This is a genomic window from Halomonas sp. 328 (assembly GCF_015645095.1).
Lineage (GTDB): Bacteria > Pseudomonadota > Gammaproteobacteria > Pseudomonadales > Halomonadaceae > Bisbaumannia.
Window position 1 is genome coordinate 13,519 of the sequence record NZ_JADOTW010000029.1, and the last position, 17,410, is coordinate 30,928.

Sequence of the window (17,410 nt, forward strand, 5' to 3'; positions counted from 1 at the left end):
TGATTGTCTTGATCATCAAAATTCACTTCCTTGGGGCCCGTCGGATCCTCACAGGGCCGCCGGGCGGTAACCCGGAATGGTCCGCTCGAAGTAATCGCCGGCATCGCCGCCCACGCCACCGAGCCCCTTGAGCACGAAGCGCAGGAAGAGCCCCCGGTCGTTGAAGTCGTCGGCCAGGATCCCGGTGTCATTGTCATCCACCCACTCCCGCCATACCAGCTGCACGCCGTAGCAGCAGTCGTTCCACTGCACCCCGGCGAGCTGTTCCAGGAAGCGGTCGTTGGTGTTGTCGTAGAGCAGCCGCCCGATCAGGTCGACCCGGGCATTGGCCCGCCAGGCGAAGGAGAGGTCGAACTCCTCGCGATCGAAGTTGCGGAAGGCGTCATCGCCCACCTCCACCGACGGGTCGAAGCCTTGGAGCTCCCAACGGTAGCCAAGGTTCACCACATGGCCGCGGGGATCACGGTACTGGAGCCCGGCGGCGGCCCGCTCGGTGCGCTCCAGGTGGTCGTCGTAGAGGATCTCGTAGTGGCTGGACCAGCGGGCGCCATGCCGCCAGTCGGCGCGGGCCACCAGGGGCGAGCGATCGCGGGTGGCGTTGTAGAAGCGCTGGAAGTCCGCTTCCGGGGGCAGGGTGTCCGGGTCGCCATTCAGGTCGATATGGCGATCCTCGAAGTAGAGGGCCTGGCCCAGGTGCAGGCCGAGGCGTTCGCGGCCGCTGGCATCCTCCAGCAGGCGACTGCTCAGCCCATAGGAGAGGCGGTTGAGGTCACCGACCCGGTCGGCCCCGGAGAAGCGGTAGGGGGACCACAGCTGCTGCCAGGAGAAGGCTCGCTCGCTGGCGTCGAAATCGGGCAGTTCGCGCTGATCCCGGGCCGGCACATAGGCGTAGTTGAGGCGCGGCTCCAGGGTCTGGCGATGGTCCGCCCCCCCCAGGGTCAGGGGACGCTCGAAGACCAGGCCGCCATCCACCGAGAACACCGGCAGGCTGCGCTCGGGCCGGCGGTCACGGTCGGTGATCCGGTCGCCGTAGTCCAGGTCATAGGCGGTATGCAGCCACTCCAGGCGCGGCTCCAGGTGCCCCCAGCTGTCGTCGAAGCGCCAGCCCAGGGCCGGCGAGAGGTGCAGCCGGGTCCCCACCGCGGCTTCGCGCTCCAGGGACTGGGGAAGGCTCGTCTCGTCGATATCCCGCCAGAAGTAGGTGAGGTTGGAGCGCCACTGCTGGTAGAAACCCTGCTGCTGCCAGCGGGCATCGGCGGTCAGGCTGGGCAGGCGATAGAAGGGCTTGTCGCGATCCGCCAGCGGCTCGTCGAGGCGCTGGAAACCCTGGGCACGGGCCTCCAGGCGCCACACCGGTCCGCGGTAATCGAGGCGCGCCAGGCGCGGCATATAGGTGGTGGTACGCTCGCCGAAGTCGCCACCAAAATCGTCGAAGTAGCGGCCATCGCTGGCGGCGCCATAGCGCAGCTGATAGCCCAGGCGCTCGGAGAAGCGGCCCTGGTGGCGGTAGTCCACATACCAGCGATCCTCGCCCTCGAAGCGCCGCCCGGCGCTGCCCGCCGGGCCGCTGCCGCCATCGTCGTGACGCAGGTAGGCGCCGTCGAGCTGACCGGCGTCGCTGGGATGGAGGTAGCGATACTGGCCGCCGAGCAGCAGGCCCCGATCGCTGATCCAGCGCGGCGTGATGGTGGCATCCCGGTTGGGGGCGATATTCCAGTAGAAGGGCTGGGCATAGTCGACCCCGTCGCCGGAGACGCTCAGGGTCGGCCACAGGAAGCCGGTATGGCGGCGATCATCGATGGGAAAGCGCACCCAGGGCCAGTAGAAGACCGGCACCCGGCCCACCTCCAGGCGGGCATGGCGGGCGGTACCGAAGCCACTGGCCTGATCCAGCACCAGGTCGCCGGTGACCAGGCGCCACAGCTCGCTGCCGGGCTCGCAGCTGGTAAAGCTCGCCGAGGCCAGGCGAAAGCGGCCATCGGCCAGGCGCTCGAGGCGCTGGGCGCCCCCCCGCAGGTGCTGCTCGTGGGCCACATAGTGGGCCCGCTCGATGGTCGCGGCATCGTCCGTCAGGGAGAGTTCGCCGGCCTCGCCACGCACCAGCAGGCCGGTATCGCGCAGCGCCAGGGGGCCGTCCGCCAGGGCCCGGTCACGCTCGGCGGTGACCCGCACCCGGGGCGACTCCAGCTGGCTGGTGCCGCGCCGCAGCACCACTTCGCCGCCGAGGATCACCTCGCCATCCTCACCGTAGCTGGCCTGCTCCGACTCCCCCACCACTTCCTCCGGCGTGGCACCGGCGGGCAGGCGATAGTCGGGAACCAGGTAGCGCCCCCGGCAGAGGGCGTCGGCGGGGCGCTGATCCCCCCAGGGGTGCCAATCGAGCTGGCTGGCCGCCAGCGGCTCGGGCGGGGCCGCCTGAGCAATGCCCCCCAGGGAGGCGGCGCCAATCAGGCTAGCCAGGGCAGTCCGGGTGAATCGCTTGCCCATCGTCGTCGGTGTCCTTGGCGAATGAAATCGGTATTATACAGCGCGTATTTCGGCTCTGCTGCGCGGGAGTCACGCCCGGAGCGTGAAGAGCCGCCAGGAGCGGCTCGGCGGTCCGACGCCGGGCCCGTCTCGCGCAAGCAGCGCCCAGCATGCGGCGCCGTCCCCAAGGCGTCAACTTCGCCGCCACGATCTCGCCGTCCGAGGGACGAGCGCCCGCCAGCAAGGAGTTTCTATGTCCCCGGCCGCTTCCGCGCCGCGCCTCGACCGGCTGCGCCACTGGTTCGCCAGCCAGCATGACCTGGCCACTGAGGCCTGCGAGCTGCGCCTGGCCGCCGGCGACGCCAGCTTTCGCCGCTACTACCGCGCCACCCTGCCTGATGGCCGGACCCGCATCCTGATGGACGCCCCGCCGGCCCGGGAGGATAGCCGCCCCTTCGTGGCCATCGCCCAGGCCTGGGAGAGCGCCGGCCTGCCGGTGCCGCACCTCCATGCCATCGACCTGGACGCCGGCTTCCTGGAACTGGAGGACCTGGGCGACACCCCGCTCTCGGTCTGCTTCGATGACGAGGCCGCCCTGCTGACCTGGCACGAGCGGGCCATCGCCCTGCTCCACCGGCTTCAGGCGGCCGCTCCCCTCCGGGAGCTGCCCGCCTATGACGCCGCCCTGCTGGGCCGCGAGCTGGATCTCTTCCCCGAGTGGTGCCTGACCTGGCTGGCCCTGCCTACGCCACCGAGCTGGCCGGCCCTGCGGGAGGCGCTGATTGCCTCGGCCCTGGCCCAACCACGGGTGGCGGTGCATCGTGACTTCGACGCCATGAACCTGATGGTCCGGGGCGATGCCCTGACCCTGATCGATTTCCAGGACGCCGTGGCGGGTCCGCCGAGCTACGACCTGATCTCGCTGCTGCGGGGCCGCTACCGGCGTTTCGACGCCGCGACCTTCGCCGCCTTCGTGGACGACTTCCGGGAACACGCCCAGGCCGAGGGGCGCCTGGCCGCCGACCTGGATGCCGAGACCTGGCGCCACCAGGTCGAGGCCATGGCCGCCCAGCGCGCCCTCAAGGTGCTGGGGATCTTCTGTCGGCTGACCCATCGCGACCACAAGACCGGCTACCTGGCACGCCTGCCCCACTTCCTCGACCACCTGCGCGATAGCCTGGCGGGGCTGCCGGCACACGACGACTTCGCCGCCTGGCTGGAGACCGATTTCGCCCCGGCGTTAACGGCCGCCCTGGCCCGGGAGGCGCTCGAGAGATGAAGGCGATGATCCTGGCCGCGGGCCTCGGCACCCGCATGCGCCCCCTCACCGACCACTGTCCCAAGCCGCTGCTGCCGGTGGCCGGCAAGCCGCTGATCGTCCATCACCTGGAGCGCCTGGCGGCGGCGGAGATCACCGAGGTGGTGATCAACGTCAGCTACCGGGCCGAGCAGATCATGGCGGCCCTGGGGGACGGCAGCGACTTCGGCGTACGCATCGCCTGGAGCCGCGAGGAGGCCCCCCTGGAGACCGGCGGCGGCATCCAGCGGGCCCTGCCACTGCTGGGCGAGGCGCCCTTCCTGCTGGTCAACGGCGATATCTGGTGCGACCTGGACCCCCGCCGGTTGCCGTCCCTGGGGGCGGACCTGGCCCACCTGGTGCTGGTGGACAACCCCGACCATCACCCGCACGGCGACTTTCACCTGGAGGCCCAGGGCCGGGTCCGGGAGCGCGGCGAGCCGCGCCTGACCTTCGCCGGCCTGAGCCTGCTGGCCCCGGCCCTGGTGGCCAACGAACCCGCTGGCGCCTTCCCCCTGGCGCCGCTGCTGCGCCGGGCCATGGCGGCGGGACGGGTATCCGGCAGCCATCACCGGGGCGACTGGGTCGACGTGGGAACCCCCGAGCGCCTCACAGCCCTGGATCGCCGCCTTAGCGCCCTGCGAGGCTAAGCGTTACCCTCGACAGACACACGCAGTTGCAAACCGAGAAGGAGCACGGCTTATGCAAGCCTCAGTGAAGTGGACCGACGGTCGTCAATTCGTTGCCTGGGGTGGTAAAGAGCCGGGAGCGGCCGTTTTGGCCGTGACAGACAAGCATCATTGAATTGAACAACGGGAAGGAGCACGGCTTATGCAAGCCTCAGTAAAGTGGACCGACGGTCGTCAATTCGTTGCCGAGAGTGGCAGCGGCCATAGCGTGGTGATCGATGGCCCCCCCGATCATGGCGGCCGCAACACCGGGCCCCGCCCCATGGAGATGCTGCTGATGGGCCTGGGCGCCTGCACCTCCTTCGATGTGCTGGAGATCCTCGAGAAGGCCCGGGCCGACGTGCATGACTGCGTGGCCAAGGTGGAGGCGGAGCGTGCCGACAGCGTGCCCAGCGTCTTCACCAGGATCCATGTGCACTTCACGGTGAGCGGCAAGAACCTCAAGGAGAAGCAGGTACAGCGGGCGGTGGAACTCTCCGCCGACAAGTACTGCAGCGCTTCCATCATGCTCGGCAAGGGCGGCGTGGAGATCAGCCACTCCTATACCATCGTCGAGGACTAGCGGAAGCTGGAAGCTGGAAGCTGGAAGCTGGAAGCTGGAAGCTGGAAGCTGGAAGCTGGAAGCTGGAAGCTGGAAGCTGGATAGCAGCCTAAATAACACCGCCTCCGAAGCAAGACCTCGGAAGCGGTTTTTTCTTCCGGCTTATGGCTTCAAGCTCCCGGCGCAGCCGGGTTATAGCTTATAAACGCTCTTGGTCATCACCTTGGACATCAGCCGCATGCCCAGCTTGACCGGGGCCGGGAAACGGGCGCCGCCGGCCTCCAGGGCCCATCGCTCATGGTGGGCCTCGTCCTCGCGCATCTGCGCCAGCACCGCCCGGGAGCGGCGGTCGCCGGCGGGCAGGGTCTCCAGGTGTTCGTCCAGGTGCTTGCCCACCTGCTCCTCGGTGGCGGCGACGAAGCCCAGGCTGACCCGGTCGCCCACGGCGCCGGCCACGGCCCCCAGGCCGAAGGAGGCGGCATAGAAGAGCGGGTTGAGCAGGCTGGTGCGCCCGCCCAGTTCCTCCAGGCGCTCGTCGCACCAGGCCAGGTGATCGATCTCCTCCTGGGCGGCCTGCTCCATCTGTTCGCGGGTATCCGGCAGCTTGGCGGTCAGCCCCTGGCCCTGGTAGAGGGCCTGGGCACACACCTCGCCGGTATGGTTGATGCGCATCAGGCCGATGGCCTGCTCACGCTCGCTTTCCGAGAGCGCCTCGTCATGGACCCCTGCCGCCGGCGAGGGGCGCGAGGGCTGGGCGGCATGGGGCACCAGGGTGCGCAGCACGGTATCGAACTGATCGATCAGGCGATCGCTGGGGGTCAGGTGACGCATGGAATAAGCCTCGTGACAACTGGACCCAGTTTACCCCAGCGCCCCTCGCCTCCCAAGTCAGTCTCCTTCTTGAGGCTCGGGGCTATCCTGAGGGCAGGCCATCGCGGGGCGCTGTAAACCCATCCCTGGGCGCTACTTTTGCCATCCCTGGCAAAAAACCCCCGCTCCATCCTGCCCACAGCGCCCCTCAGCCATTCCAGCTGCGATACTCTGCTGGAGTTCCACTTTCTCGGGTAACGGAACGAATCGAGCCGGGGCAAGCCCCGGCTCGAAGGAAGATGCACCGATGCGTCGCAACGCGACTGGGGGCGCGACACGCAGAGGGCCCGATGTCCGGCAACCCCGAGCGCTTGGTCGCAGAGCGCCGGCTAGCCAGCCGGCCAAGTGAAGCGGCGACCGCCCATCAGGTGCATATGTATATGGTAGACCGTCTGGCCGCCCTTTTCATTGCAGTTCATCACCACCCGATAGCCCTCCTCGGCGAAGCCGGCCTCCTTGGCCAGCTTGGCGGCGGTGTACTGCAACCGTCCCACCAGGGCCAGGTCCGCCTCCTCGAGGTCGTTGAGGGTAGCGATATGCCGCTTGGGGATGATCAGCACATGGGTCGGGGCCTGGGGATTGATGTCATTGAAGGCCAGCACATGCTCGTCTTCGTAGACGATATCGGCGGGAATCTCGCGATTGATGATCTTGCAGAACAGGCAATCCATGCGGCCTCCTCGGGCTCGGGGTCGATCAACGGAAGCGCCGCTGGGCCAGCAGGTGGCGTACCAGGGGCGCGAGAATCAGCTCCATGGCCAGCGGCATCCGGGAGCCGGGCACCACCAGGGTGTGGGGACGGCTCATGAAGGAATCCTGGATCATCGCCAGCAGGTAGGGGAAGTCCACCGTGGAGGGATCGCGGAAGCGGATCACCACGAAGGACTCGGCATCGGTGGGGATATCCTGCACCTCGAAGGGGTTGGAGGTATCCACCGTGGGCACCCGCTGGAAGTTGATATGGGTGCGCGAGAACTGCGGCTGGATATAGCGCACATAGTCGTGCATGCGCCCCAGGATGGTATCGATCACCGCCTCCTGGGAGTAGCCCCGCAGCTTGGTGTCGCGGTCGATCTTCTGGATCCACTCCAGGTTCATGGTGGGGGCCACCCCCACCAGCAGGTCCACGTGGCGGGCGATATCGTGCTCGGTGGTGACCAGGCCACCGTGCAGCCCCTCGTAGAAGAGCAGGTCGGTGCCGCAGGGCAACGGCTGCCATTCGGTGAAGGTGCCCACCTGGTAGCCGCTCTCGATCATGCGCTTGTCTTCGGCATGGATATAGTGCCGATAGGTGCCGCTGCCCTGCTCGCCATACTCCAGGAAGAGCGCCTCCAGCTCGTCGAGCAGGTTGGCCTCCACGGCGAAGTGGGAAAGCTCGTCCTTGCGCTCCGGCTCCTCGCGGAAGATGCGCGCCAGCTCGGCCCGGGTATAGCGATGGAAGGCGTCGCCGTCGACCGTGGCGGCATGCACGTCCTCGCGCACGAACATGCGCTCGAAGGTGCGGCGGACGGTGGTAGTACCGGCCCCGGAGGAGCCGGTCACGGCGATGATCGGGTATTCGCGGGACATGCTCAGCCCCCCTCGCCCGGCGTCAGGCGCCGACGCAGCGCCTCGGGCACCGCCGCCGGACGCCCGCTGGCGGGGTCGAGCAGCAGCAGGTTGAGCCGCGCCAGGGCGACCTGGACGCCGTCGGCGGGGCGCACCACCCGCTGGAAGGCCACCAGGGCCTTGCCGGCGGGCACCGGTAGGGCGGTCTCCACTTCCAGGGTATCGGGCCAGCGGGCCTCGGCCTGGTACTGGATGGCCAGGTCGGCCACCACGCTGGGGCGGCCGTGGATATCCCACTCCGTGACGCCCAGGGCCGCGAAGGCCTGGGTGCGGGCCTCGTGGAGCAGCGAGACCAGGGCATCATGGCCCAGGTGGCGACCATAGTTCATGTCGGTGATGCGCACCGCCAGCGAGTGGCGATGCGTCCAGGCCTCGGCCGGAAATTCCAGGCGAACACGTTCCATGGTGGCGGCTCCTTCGTGGTTATTGTTGGCGTGGAGCGACCTCGGGTCAGCCCTGGGCCTGCTCCCGGGCGATGGCCCGATAGGCGATATCGCGCCGACAGAAGACGCCCTGCCAGTGAATCGCCTCGACGCCCCGATAGGCCAGGGCCTGGGCGGCGGAGACGCCCTCGCCGAGGGCGGTGACGCAGAGCACCCGGCCGCCGCTGGTGACTACCCGGCCCTGCTCGTCCTCGCGGGTGCCGGCATGGAACACCTTGCAGCCGGTGGCCTCGGCGGCCTCGACCCCCTCGATGGGGTCGCCCTTGCGGTAGCTGCCGGGGTAGCCCTCGGCGGCCAGCACCACGCCCACGGCGGCCCGCGGATCCCAATCGCAGGCCTTGCCGGCCAGCTCGCCCCGGGCGCCGGCCAGGCACAGCTCGGCCAGGTCGGACTGCAGGCGCAGCATGATCGGCTGGGTCTCCGGGTCGCCGAAGCGGCAGTTGTACTCGATCACCTTGGGGTTGCCGTCGGCGTCGATCATCAGGCCGGCGTAGAGGAAGCCGGTGTAGGGGTGGCCCTCGGCGGCCATGCCGGCCACGGTGGGACGAATCACCCGCGCCATGATGCGCTCGAAGATGGTGTCGTCGACCACCGGCGCCGGGGAGTAGGCGCCCATGCCGCCGGTGTTGGGGCCGCTGTCGCCCTCGCCGACCCGCTTGTGGTCCTGGCTGGTGGCCATGGGCAGGATGGCCTCGCCATCCACCATGACGATAAAGCTGGCCTCCTCGCCCTCCAGGAACTCCTCGATCACCACCCGGGCACCGGCATCGCCGAAGGCGTTGGCCTCGAGCATGTCGCGCACCGCCGCCTCGGCCTCGGCCTGGGTCATGGCCACGATCACCCCCTTGCCGGCGGCCAGGCCGTCGGCCTTGATGACGATGGGGGCGCCCTTCTCGGCCAGGTAGGCCAGGGCCGGCTCCACGGCGGTGAAGGTCTGGTAGTCGGCGGTGGGAATGGCGTGGCGGGCCAGGAAGTCCTTGGTGAAGGACTTGGAGCCTTCCAGCTGGGCGGCACCGGCGGTGGGCCCGAAGATGGCCAGGCCGGCGTCACGGAAGCGGTCCACCACCCCGGCCACCAGCGGCGCCTCGGGGCCGACGATGGTCAGGTCGATGGCCTCGCGGCGGGCAAAGGCTTCCAGCTCGTCCAGGGCATCGGCGGCGATGGCCACATTGGTGAGCTTGGCCTCGCCGGCGGTACCGGCGTTACCCGGGGCGACGAAGACCTCGTTCACCTGGGACGATTGGGCGACCTTCCAGGCCAGGGCATGCTCGCGGCCGCCGCCGCCGATGATCAGAACCTTCATGGGAGTACCTTGCTATCGGGGAAATCGCTGCTTGGGGCTCGGCATTATGCCAGAAAGGCACCCAGCCGTCGGCGGGTTATTCCTTGTCGCCGTCCTTGTCCTTGTCGCCGCCCTTGTCGCCGGGGGCGCGGCCCATGCCGCCGAAGGTCTGCTGCCAGAAGCGCATGTTCTCCTCGGCCAGCTCGCGCATCAGCTCCATGGGGGTATGGCGCATGGCCTGCTGCCACTGGTCCTGCATCTGCTTCTGCTGCTCCAGCATCAGCCGGGTGCCCTGCTCCAGGTAGCGGGCCAGGGGCAGCGGCTGCGCCATGTCGTAGACCCGGATCAGCTGGGCCAGCAGGTCATTGGAGAAGACCTCGGCATCGCCGTCGGCCTGCTCCTGCTCGATGATGATGGTCAGCAGGATGGTACGGGTCAGGTCCTCGCCGCTCTTGGCGTCCTCGACCCGGAAGGGCACCTCGTCGATCACCAACTGGCGCAGATCCTCGAGGGTCACATAGCGACTCTGTTCGGTATCATAGAGGCGACGGTTGGCATACTTGCGAATCACGCGCACGGCACGGCTCCTGTGGTCGGCTTTGCAGGTATTGTGCACCGCGCCACCCCAGGACGCCAATTGACGAGCCCTTATGAACCTGATTCTCCTCGCCCCGGAAGACCTTCACGACCGTCACCAGGCCCGGGTCCGCGACCCGCGGCGCCTGCGCCACCTCAAGGAGGTGCACCGGGCCGCCCCGGGCGACGAGCTGACCCTGGGGGTCCTGAGCGGCGGCATCGGCCGCGGCCGGCTGCTGAGCCTGGAGGCCGAGGAGGCCCGCTTCGAGGTCGATGCCCTCGACCAGGCCCCGCCCGCGGCCCTGGATATCGAGCTGGTGCTGGCCCTGCCACGGCCGCGCATGCTGGCCCGCAGCCTGGAGCATGTCACCGCCCTGGGCGTGAAGCGGCTGACCCTGCTGCATACCCGGCGGGTGGAGAAGAGCTACTGGCAGTCGCCGGAGCTGCGTCCGGAAAAGATCCACGAACACCTGGTCCTGGGCCTGGAACAGGCCCGGGATACCCGGCTGCCGGAGATCGAGCTGGCGACCCGCTTCAAGCCCTTCGTGGAGGACCTGCTGCCGGGGCGCCTCGCGGGACGCCGCGGCCTGGTGGCCCACCCCGGCATGGAGCAGGCCTGCCCCCGGGGCCTGGCGGAGCCGGCCCTGCTGGTGGTGGGGCCGGAGGGGGGGCTGATTCCCTACGAGGTGGAGCAGCTGCTGGCCGCGGGCTGCCAGGGCGTCCACCTGGGCGAGCGCATCCTGCGGGTGGAGACCGCGGTGGTGGCGCTACTGGCCCGGCTGGGCTGAGGCCAGCTCATTCACCGCCTTCTTCGTCGGCGAAGCGCGCGTCCTCGTCGGGATCATGGGCCACCCGCGGCGAGTCGTCATCGCAGTCGGGGCGCTGCCGGAAGGTGGTGGTCACGTCCAGCAGCCCCAGGTGACCGATGGTGCGCCGCCCCAGCAGCAGCGGGTAGTTCATGTCGCCCCGGTCGCGCAGGCTGAACTGCTCCTCGTAGATGGTGCCGCCGACGCAGATATCCATCAGCACCACCGGCCGCGAGTCCTCGCCGCCGGCGCCGCGCAACCGCACCCGCCGATACCGGGGCAGCTCCAGGGTCTCGCTGATCACCTCGCCGCTGGCCTCGTCCTCCAGGTCGAGACGAAAGCGCACCCAGCGCTCGCCGTCGCGGCGAAAGGTCTCGATCTCCCGGGCATCCAGGGAGGAGGTCAGGGCGCCGCTGTCCAGCTTGGCCTTGACCTCGATGCCCCAGGGCTCGAGGGTCGCCTTCTCCACCCAACCCAGTACCGGCCGCTCATCGGCCGCCAGCGGCGCCGCCAGCAGCAGCGCCACGACTCCCCACCAGCGATTCCAAGGCATCTTCACGGGTCTCCTCCAAGCTCGATACGACGACGCAATAACCGGCCTAGCGCAGGGCATCCAGCAGGCGTCGAGTGGCGAAACCGTCCGCCGCCTCGCCGATGCTGCGCTGGAAGGCGCGCAACCCGCGTCGGGTATTGGGCCCGAGGATGCCATCCGGGGTGCCGGTGTCGAAGCCGCGGGCATTGAGGCGCTCCTGCAGGTCGCGCACCTGGCCACGCGTCAACGGCTGCTCGCCTCGCGGCCAGCCGGCCACCACTCCGTCACGACCGGCGATGCGATCGGCCAGGCTGCCCACCGCCAGGGCATAGCTGGTGGCGTTGTTGTAGCGCAGGATGGCGCGGTAGTTGGGTCCCACCAGGAAGGCCGGCCCATTGGCGCCGGCGGGCACCAGCACCGAGGCGGCGGCGAAGTCGGGCAGCGCCGCGCCGCTTATCGACCGCACGCCCCGCTCGGCCCATTCGCGGGCGCTCAGGCGGGTGTCGAGCTCCGCCTCGGCGTAATCGAAGCCCTGGGGCAGGCGCACCTCCACGCCCCAGGGTTCGCCCCGGCGCCAGCCCGCCTCGGCCAGGTAGTTGGCGGTGGAGGCCAGCACATCGGGGATGCTGCCCCAGATATCCCGACGCCCATCGCCGTCGCCATCCACCGCATAGGCCTCGAAGCTGGAGGGAATGAACTGGGTGTGCCCCATGGCCCCGGCCCAGGAGCCGATCATCCGCTGCGGGGCGATATCGCCGGCCTCGATGATGCGCAGTGCCGCCATCAGCTCGCCCCGGGCGAAGTCGCGGCGCCGGCCGTCGTAGGCCAGGGTGGCCAGGGCCTCCAGGGTGGAGAAGTTCCCGAAGTTGCCGCCGTAGTTGCTCTCGATGCCCCAGATCGCCACCAGGATCTCGGCGGGCACCCCGTAGCGCTGGGCCATGGCCTCGGCGGTGCGCCGATGCTCGGCCAGCTTGTCGCGCCCCTGGTTGACCCGCTGGGCGGAGACGGCGCTGTCCAGGTACTCCCAGATGGGCCGCACGAACTCCGGCTGGTGGCGATCCAGCTCGATCACCCGGGGGCGATAACGCACCCCATCCAGGGCCCGGGAGAGGGTCGCCTCGCCGATCCCCTCGGCCCGGGCCTGGCGACGGAACTGCGCCAGCCAGGTGGAGAAATCGGTGGGCTGCGCCGCCTCGACGGCGGCCTCGGACGCGGAAGCGGCCACGGCCTCCTGGCCCGTGTCGGCCTGGACCGGGGGCGGGGTGCTCTGGCAGCCGGCCAGGGCGAGAAGAAGAAGGGGGAGCATCAGGGGCCTGGGCATCTCGTGTTCCTGCTTTCCTTGGCAAAGAGCCCGATGATCGCGCAGATCCGAGCCGACGACCAGCCCCGGACGATGGGCCAGTGACCATCAACCCGGGGCGCCTCGCCCCCCTCCCCGGGAGGCGGGAAGGGCCAGGGGCAACAGTTCGTCTTGCCAGGCCCCGGGGATCACCCGCGGCGGGGCAAACTCGCCGGGGGCCGCCCGCCAGGGCTGGTGGCGCGCCAGGCCGGCGGGCAGGGCCGCCAGTGCCGGCAACCAGTGGGCCACGTAATCCCCCCGGGGGTCGTAGTGGCGGGCCTGGCGCAGCAGGTTGAAGTAGCGATCGCCTCGCGGGTCGCGACCGACCCCGGCCACGTAGCGCCAGTTACCCCAGTTGCTGGCCACCTCGTAGTCGACCAGGGCATGCTCGAACCAGGCTGCCCCCAGGCGCCAGTCGACGCCCAGGTCCTTGACCAGGAAGCTGGCCACGTTCTGCCGAGCCCGGTTGGAGAGCCAGCCGGTGGTGGCCAGCTCGCGCATGGCCGCATCCACGAAGGGCAGCCCGGTCTCGCCGTGGCGCCAGGCGTCGAAGGCCGGGGACGGCGGCGACAAGCGGCGCGCCCCGAACAGCGCCCTGCCCTCCTGGCGCGCCGCCCAGTGGAAGTAGTCCCGCCACCAGAGCTCGAAGATCACCCAATAGCTGGACTCATTGCCCCCCTCGGCCGCCTCCCAGTCACGCACCGCCCGATGCACCTGACGGGCCGAGAGGCAGCCCAGGGCCAGCCAGGGCGACAGGCGGGTGGAGAAGTCGGCCCCCAGGAGGCCGTTGCGGGTCTGCTTGTAGCGACCGATGGGCCCGCCGGCGCGGCAGAACGCCGCGAGGCGCTCCTGCCCGGCCGCCTCGCCACCGCGAAAGAGAAAGCCGCCTCGAGGATCCGGGCGCCACTGGTGGGCCCGGCCACACACCTCGACCAGGGGCGGCAGGCCCCGGGAGGCCTCCCGGGGCCAGGGCGGCAGGGTGATGGGCGCCAGGGAGGGAGAAGCGATTTCGCACCCGGCCTCGACGCGGCGACGAAAGGCCGAGAAGCTGCCGGGCAAGGCCTCCAGGGAGAAGGGCAGGTCGGCCGCCTCGACCAGGGTACCGCTCTCCCCGGGCCACAGCCGGACCCCTTCGGGCAGGGCCTCGGCGAGGCGCTCGAGCTGATCGCCCCGCTCCTGACTCGCCGGCCGGCGAACCCGCACCTCGCTCACCCCATGGGTCGCCACCAGCTCGGTGAGGGCCGCCACCGGCTCGGCGACCCGAACCAGCAGGTCGCTGCCCCGTTTGAGCAGCTCGCCGCGCAGGGCGATCAGGCTCTGCCACAGGAAGCGTCGCCGGGCGGCTCCCATGCGCGACCACCCATGGTGCTCGTTCAGGGGCGCCAGCTGCTCGGGGCAGAGCAGGTAGACGCAGAGCAGGGCTTCCGGTGGCGTTGCGAAGCGCAGCAGGGGGTTGTCGCCCAGGCGCAGGTCCTCGGTAAACCAGACCAGGGTGGTACTCATGACCGCTGCCTCCCATCACGCTTGCAGCGCTCGCTGCAGAAGCGCACTTCCCCCCAGCAGCGTGCCCACTTGCGCCGCCACGAGAAGGGGCGCCCACAGTGAAGACAGGGCTTGCTGGGCAGGTCGGCCTTGCGCCTCATGGGAAGCTCCTTATTAGACAAACAATGTACAGAGTGTATATCAATGTACACTATTTAGTCCTTATCGCCTCCCTGAAACGCCATCGGGCCACCCTGAGGTGGCCCGATGGGGCATCGTCGACTTTTCCGGCCAGGCTAGTCCGGGTCGTTCTCCTTGGGCTGGCGACGCGCATTGGCTTCGGTCTCGAGGCCGCTCTTTAGTTCGTGGGTCAGGGGGTCCTAATCCGGGTCGTTCTCCTTGGGCTGGCGACGCGCATTGGCCTCGGTTTCGAGGCCGCTCTTTAGTTCGTGGGTCAGGGGGTCATAGTTGGGGCGCAGCTCGTCCTTGACGGTACCGCTCCACAGCTTGGAGCCGACGAAGTACCCGGCCCGACCGATCACATGGGCGGCCACCGGCGCGGTCATCAGGATAAAGATGATGATCGCGAAGGAGCGCGCCACCACTCCCACCTCACCGAAGTGCAGGGCCACCGCCAGCATCACCAGGATCACCCCCAGGGCCGCGGCCTTGGTGGTGGCGTGCATGCGGGTCAAGAGGTCGGGCAGGCGCAGGATGCCCAGCGAGGCCAGCAGCATGAAGAGGCCGCCGGCGATGATCAGGCTTCCCTTGATGGCATCAATCATCGCGGGGTCCTCCACGTTCCAGGAAGCGGGCGAAACCGATGGCCGCCAGGAAGGCCATCAGGGCGATGACGATGGCGGCATCCAGGAAGCTGGGCACATCGGACTTGATGGCATAGACCCCGACCAGGCCGACGATGGTGGTGGAGAAGAGCTCCAGGGCCACCACCCGGTCGGGCAGGCTGGGGCCACGTACCAGGCGCACGAAGGCCAGGATCAGGGCCAGGCCCATCAATACCTGGCTGATGAGAATCATGGTTTCCAAGGTCACTCCTTACGCTTGGGCGTAGCCGGGCGGGGTAGGCAATGGCCCCACCCCGGCCTAACGAAACAGCTCCAGGGCACGGCGCTCCATCTCTTCCAGGTTGCGCCGCAGCTCCTCCTCGTTATCCAGGAACATCGCATGGATATAGAGCACCTTGCGATCGTCGGAGACATCGAGGCTCAGGGTGCCCGGGGTCAGGGAGATCAGGTTGGCGACCATGGTGATCTCCAGCTCCGTCCTGGCCTTGAGCGGCATGGCGATCACCCCCGGCTGCATGTGCCAGGGCGGGGTCAGGATATCGAAGGCGACCCTCAGGTTGGCCTGCACCAGCTCCTTGATAAAGAAGCCGATGAAGCGAATGATCCGTGGCACCCGAGCCGGGTAGCCCTTGAGGGCCTCCACCTGGGGTTCGAGCAGCACCAGGGTGATGTAGCCGAACACCAGGCCCACCACCAGGTTGACGCCACTGAAGTCGCCCCCCAGCACCACCCAGGCCAGGGCCAGCAGCAGGTTCCAGATTGCACCGGTCATGGGCTCACCTCCAGCGCCGATTGCAGCAGGGCCTCGCCATTGCCCAGCACCGCCTCGATATAGCCCTCGGGATGGAGCAGCTGCTCACCGGCGGTCAGCATCATGGTGGTCAGCGGCTCGGCGAAGACGCCGATCAGCAGGGCGAAACTGGCCAGCACCGCCACCGGCAGGTACATCAGCCCCAGGGTGTTCTTGACCAGGCGACCGTCATCGCCCCGGGGCGCGGGGGACTCCGGCACCAGGTTGTTCTCCGGCAGCGACTTCCAGAACACCTCGTTCCAGATCTTGACCATCGAATAGAGGGTCATCAGGCCCACCGCCAGGGCGATGCCGGTGACCACATAGGCCTCGGCCTCGATACCGGCGCGCACGATCACGAACTTGGCGAAGAAGCCCGACAAGGGCGGAATCCCCGCCAGGGAGAAGGCGGAGAGGAAGAAGGCCACCGCCAGCCAGGGGCGCTCCTTGTAGAGGCCACCCATCTTCTTCAGCTCATAGGTGCCCTGCAGGCGTCGGGTGATGCCGCTGATCAGGAAGAGGTTGGTCTTGACGATGATGTTGTGCATCACCGCGAAGATGCCCCCGGCGATGGCCAGCGGGGTGAAGAGAGCCAGGCCCAGGATCATGTAGCCGATCTGGCTGACGATATGGAACGACAGGATGCGCCGGAACTCGTACTGGGCGGCGGCGCCCAGCACCCCGGTGACCATGGTGAAGGCGGCCCCCCACAGCAGCAGGTCCTGCACATAGTCCATGGTCTGGTCGAACATCAGGGTGAAGACCCGGAACAGCGAATAGACGCCCACCTTGGTGAGCAGGCCGGCGAACAGCGCCGAGACCGCCACCGGCGGCGTGTGGTAGGACGCCGGCAGCCAGAAGAACAGCGGGAAGGCCGCCGCCTTGATGCCGAAGGCGACCATGAACATCACCGCCAGCACTTCGACCATGCCCTGGTTCTCGGCCACCGCCAGGCGCTGGGCGATATCCGCCATGTTGAGGGTACCGACCATGCCGTAGAGCAGGCCGATGGCGGTGAGGAAGATCACCGAGGCCAGCAGGTTGAGGGTCACGTACTTGATGGCCCCCTCCATCTGCGCCTTCTCGCCGCCGAGGATCAGCAGCGCGAAGGAAGCCACCAGCATCACCTCGAACCACACATAGAGGTTGAAGATGTCGCCGGTGAGGAAGGCCCCCAGCACCCCCGCCAGCAGCAGGTGCATCAGCGGGTAGTAGCCGAACTTCTCGTGGTGGGGGCCGGTGGAGGAGAGCGAGTAGATCGCCAGTCCCAGGCCGATGATACCGGTCAGCAGCACCATGATGGCGCTGAGCATATCGGCCACCAGGGTGATGCCGTAGGGGGCCTGCCAGCCCCCCATGTGCATCACCACATAGCCCTCCTGGTAGACGGAGATCATCAGCCACAGGCTGACCAGCAGCAGCGCCGCGGTGCCGGCCACGGCGGTGAAGCGCTGCATGGGCCGCGAGCGCCAGAACAGCAGCGAAATGGCGCCGGCCAGCAGCGGGATGATTACGGGCAGAGCGACTTCGGGCCTCACGTGTCGGTATCCTTCATCTTGTCCAGGTCATCGGCCTTGACGATCTCGTAGGCCCGGCGAATCAGCACCACGGCGAACGCCAGCACCCCGAAGGCGATCACGATGGCGGTCAGCACCACCGCCTGGGGCAAGGGATCGGCCACGGCGCCGATCGGCCCCTGGGCGCCCTCCGGGATCAGCGGCGGCGCCCCACGGGTCATCCCCGCCGAGGTGAAGATCAGGAGGTTGGCGGCGTTGGAGAGCAGCATCAGGCCGATCACCAGCTTGACGATGGAGCGCCGCAACATCATGAAGATCGCGGTGGCATAGAGCAGGCCAATGGCCAGCGCCATCAAGGGTTCCATG

At 68.6% G+C, this 17,410-nt stretch carries 20 protein-coding genes; 4 read left to right on the top strand and 16 right to left on the bottom strand.

Features of this window, described 5'->3' with window-relative positions:
- Positions 1–48 precede the first annotated feature (48 nt).
- Positions 49–2,487 (bottom strand): LPS-assembly protein LptD, encoded by a 2,439-nt coding sequence (locus IHD13_RS14455; protein ID WP_195861733.1) that lies wholly within the window; start codon positions 2,485–2,487, stop codon positions 49–51.
- A gap of 232 nt (positions 2,488–2,719) precedes the next feature.
- Here IHD13_RS14455 and IHD13_RS14460 point away from each other — a divergent pair, with 232 nt between their 5' ends.
- From IHD13_RS14460 to IHD13_RS14470, 3 genes are all read left to right on the top strand, one after another.
- Positions 2,720–3,745, top strand: a complete 1,026-nt coding sequence (locus tag IHD13_RS14460) for an aminoglycoside phosphotransferase family protein (protein WP_195861734.1) — start codon at positions 2,720–2,722, stop codon at positions 3,743–3,745.
- A complete protein-coding gene (gene murU, locus IHD13_RS14465; RefSeq protein WP_195861735.1) occupies positions 3,742–4,413 on the top strand; it encodes an N-acetylmuramate alpha-1-phosphate uridylyltransferase MurU in 672 nt (223 codons plus the stop codon). The genes IHD13_RS14460 and murU overlap by 4 nt, the downstream gene beginning before the upstream one ends.
- A gap of 181 nt (positions 4,414–4,594) precedes the next feature.
- The gene (locus tag IHD13_RS14470) at positions 4,595–5,014 is read left to right on the top strand and encodes an OsmC family protein (protein ID WP_195861736.1); all 420 of its coding nucleotides are present in this window, start codon (positions 4,595–4,597) and stop codon (positions 5,012–5,014) included.
- 171 nt (positions 5,015–5,185) lie between these two features.
- Here the strand turns inward: IHD13_RS14470 and coq7 are convergent, their stop codons facing one another.
- The 6 genes from coq7 to phaR all read right to left on the bottom strand — a co-directional run bounded on the left by coq7 (position 5,186) and on the right by phaR (position 9,773).
- A complete protein-coding gene (coq7, locus tag IHD13_RS14475; RefSeq protein WP_195861737.1) occupies positions 5,186–5,824 on the bottom strand; it encodes a 2-polyprenyl-3-methyl-6-methoxy-1,4-benzoquinone monooxygenase in 639 nt (212 codons plus the stop codon).
- A 368-nt stretch (positions 5,825–6,192) separates the two neighbouring features.
- Positions 6,193–6,534 carry a histidine triad nucleotide-binding protein gene (locus IHD13_RS14480; protein ID WP_195861738.1) on the bottom strand — a complete coding sequence of 114 codons (342 nt, stop codon included), beginning with the start codon at positions 6,532–6,534 and terminating at the stop codon, positions 6,193–6,195.
- 25 nt (positions 6,535–6,559) lie between these two features.
- On the bottom strand, positions 6,560–7,432 hold the full coding sequence (locus IHD13_RS14485) for a phosphoribulokinase (RefSeq protein ID WP_195861739.1): 873 nt from the start codon (positions 7,430–7,432) through the stop codon (positions 6,560–6,562).
- Between the two features lie 2 nt (positions 7,433–7,434).
- Entirely contained in the window at positions 7,435–7,875 is a 441-nt protein-coding gene (locus tag IHD13_RS14490; protein WP_195861740.1) for an acyl-CoA thioesterase, read from the bottom strand.
- Positions 7,876–7,921: 46 nt separating this feature from the next.
- The gene (gene purD, locus IHD13_RS14495) at positions 7,922–9,217 is read right to left on the bottom strand and encodes a phosphoribosylamine--glycine ligase (protein ID WP_195861741.1); all 1,296 of its coding nucleotides are present in this window, start codon (positions 9,215–9,217) and stop codon (positions 7,922–7,924) included.
- 76 nt (positions 9,218–9,293) lie between these two features.
- Positions 9,294–9,773 carry a polyhydroxyalkanoate synthesis repressor PhaR gene (gene phaR / locus IHD13_RS14500; RefSeq protein WP_326838364.1) on the bottom strand — a complete coding sequence of 160 codons (480 nt, stop codon included), beginning with the start codon at positions 9,771–9,773 and terminating at the stop codon, positions 9,294–9,296.
- Positions 9,774–9,846: 73 nt separating this feature from the next.
- Between phaR and IHD13_RS14505 the strand changes: the two genes are divergently transcribed.
- Complete coding sequence (locus tag IHD13_RS14505) at positions 9,847–10,560, top strand: 16S rRNA (uracil(1498)-N(3))-methyltransferase (protein ID WP_195861742.1); 714 nt, start codon at positions 9,847–9,849, stop codon at positions 10,558–10,560.
- 7 nt (positions 10,561–10,567) lie between these two features.
- Here the strand turns inward: IHD13_RS14505 and rloA3 are convergent, their stop codons facing one another.
- The 9 genes from rloA3 to IHD13_RS14550 all read right to left on the bottom strand — a co-directional run bounded on the left by rloA3 (position 10,568) and on the right by IHD13_RS14550 (position 17,409).
- Positions 10,568–11,131, bottom strand: coding sequence for a retropepsin-like aspartic peptidase RloA3 (gene rloA3 / locus IHD13_RS14510; protein WP_195861743.1), 564 nt, complete (start codon positions 11,129–11,131; stop codon positions 10,568–10,570).
- 46 nt (positions 11,132–11,177) lie between these two features.
- Positions 11,178–12,431 carry a lytic murein transglycosylase gene (locus IHD13_RS14515; protein WP_195861744.1) on the bottom strand — a complete coding sequence of 418 codons (1,254 nt, stop codon included), beginning with the start codon at positions 12,429–12,431 and terminating at the stop codon, positions 11,178–11,180.
- 87 nt (positions 12,432–12,518) lie between these two features.
- Complete coding sequence (locus tag IHD13_RS14520) at positions 12,519–13,952, bottom strand: DASH family cryptochrome (RefSeq protein WP_195861745.1); 1,434 nt, start codon at positions 13,950–13,952, stop codon at positions 12,519–12,521.
- Complete coding sequence (locus IHD13_RS18475) at positions 13,949–14,092, bottom strand: DUF2256 domain-containing protein (RefSeq protein WP_195861746.1); 144 nt, start codon at positions 14,090–14,092, stop codon at positions 13,949–13,951. The genes IHD13_RS14520 and IHD13_RS18475 overlap by 4 nt, the downstream gene beginning before the upstream one ends.
- A gap of 219 nt (positions 14,093–14,311) precedes the next feature.
- Entirely contained in the window at positions 14,312–14,716 is a 405-nt protein-coding gene (gene mnhG, locus IHD13_RS14530; RefSeq protein ID WP_195861747.1) for a monovalent cation/H(+) antiporter subunit G, read from the bottom strand.
- Positions 14,709–14,978: a monovalent cation/H+ antiporter complex subunit F gene (locus IHD13_RS14535; RefSeq protein ID WP_195861748.1), complete on the bottom strand. Its 270-nt coding sequence runs from the start codon at positions 14,976–14,978 to the stop codon at positions 14,709–14,711. Before IHD13_RS14535 ends, mnhG begins: the two co-directional genes overlap by 8 nt.
- A gap of 57 nt (positions 14,979–15,035) precedes the next feature.
- On the bottom strand, positions 15,036–15,509 hold the full coding sequence (locus IHD13_RS14540) for a Na+/H+ antiporter subunit E (protein ID WP_195861749.1): 474 nt from the start codon (positions 15,507–15,509) through the stop codon (positions 15,036–15,038).
- Positions 15,506–17,065, bottom strand: a complete 1,560-nt coding sequence (locus tag IHD13_RS14545; protein ID WP_195861750.1) for a Na+/H+ antiporter subunit D — start codon at positions 17,063–17,065, stop codon at positions 15,506–15,508. Before IHD13_RS14545 ends, IHD13_RS14540 begins: the two co-directional genes overlap by 4 nt.
- On the bottom strand, positions 17,062–17,409 hold the full coding sequence (locus IHD13_RS14550) for a Na+/H+ antiporter subunit C (protein WP_195861751.1): 348 nt from the start codon (positions 17,407–17,409) through the stop codon (positions 17,062–17,064). The genes IHD13_RS14545 and IHD13_RS14550 overlap by 4 nt, the downstream gene beginning before the upstream one ends.
- Position 17,410 lies beyond the last annotated feature (1 nt).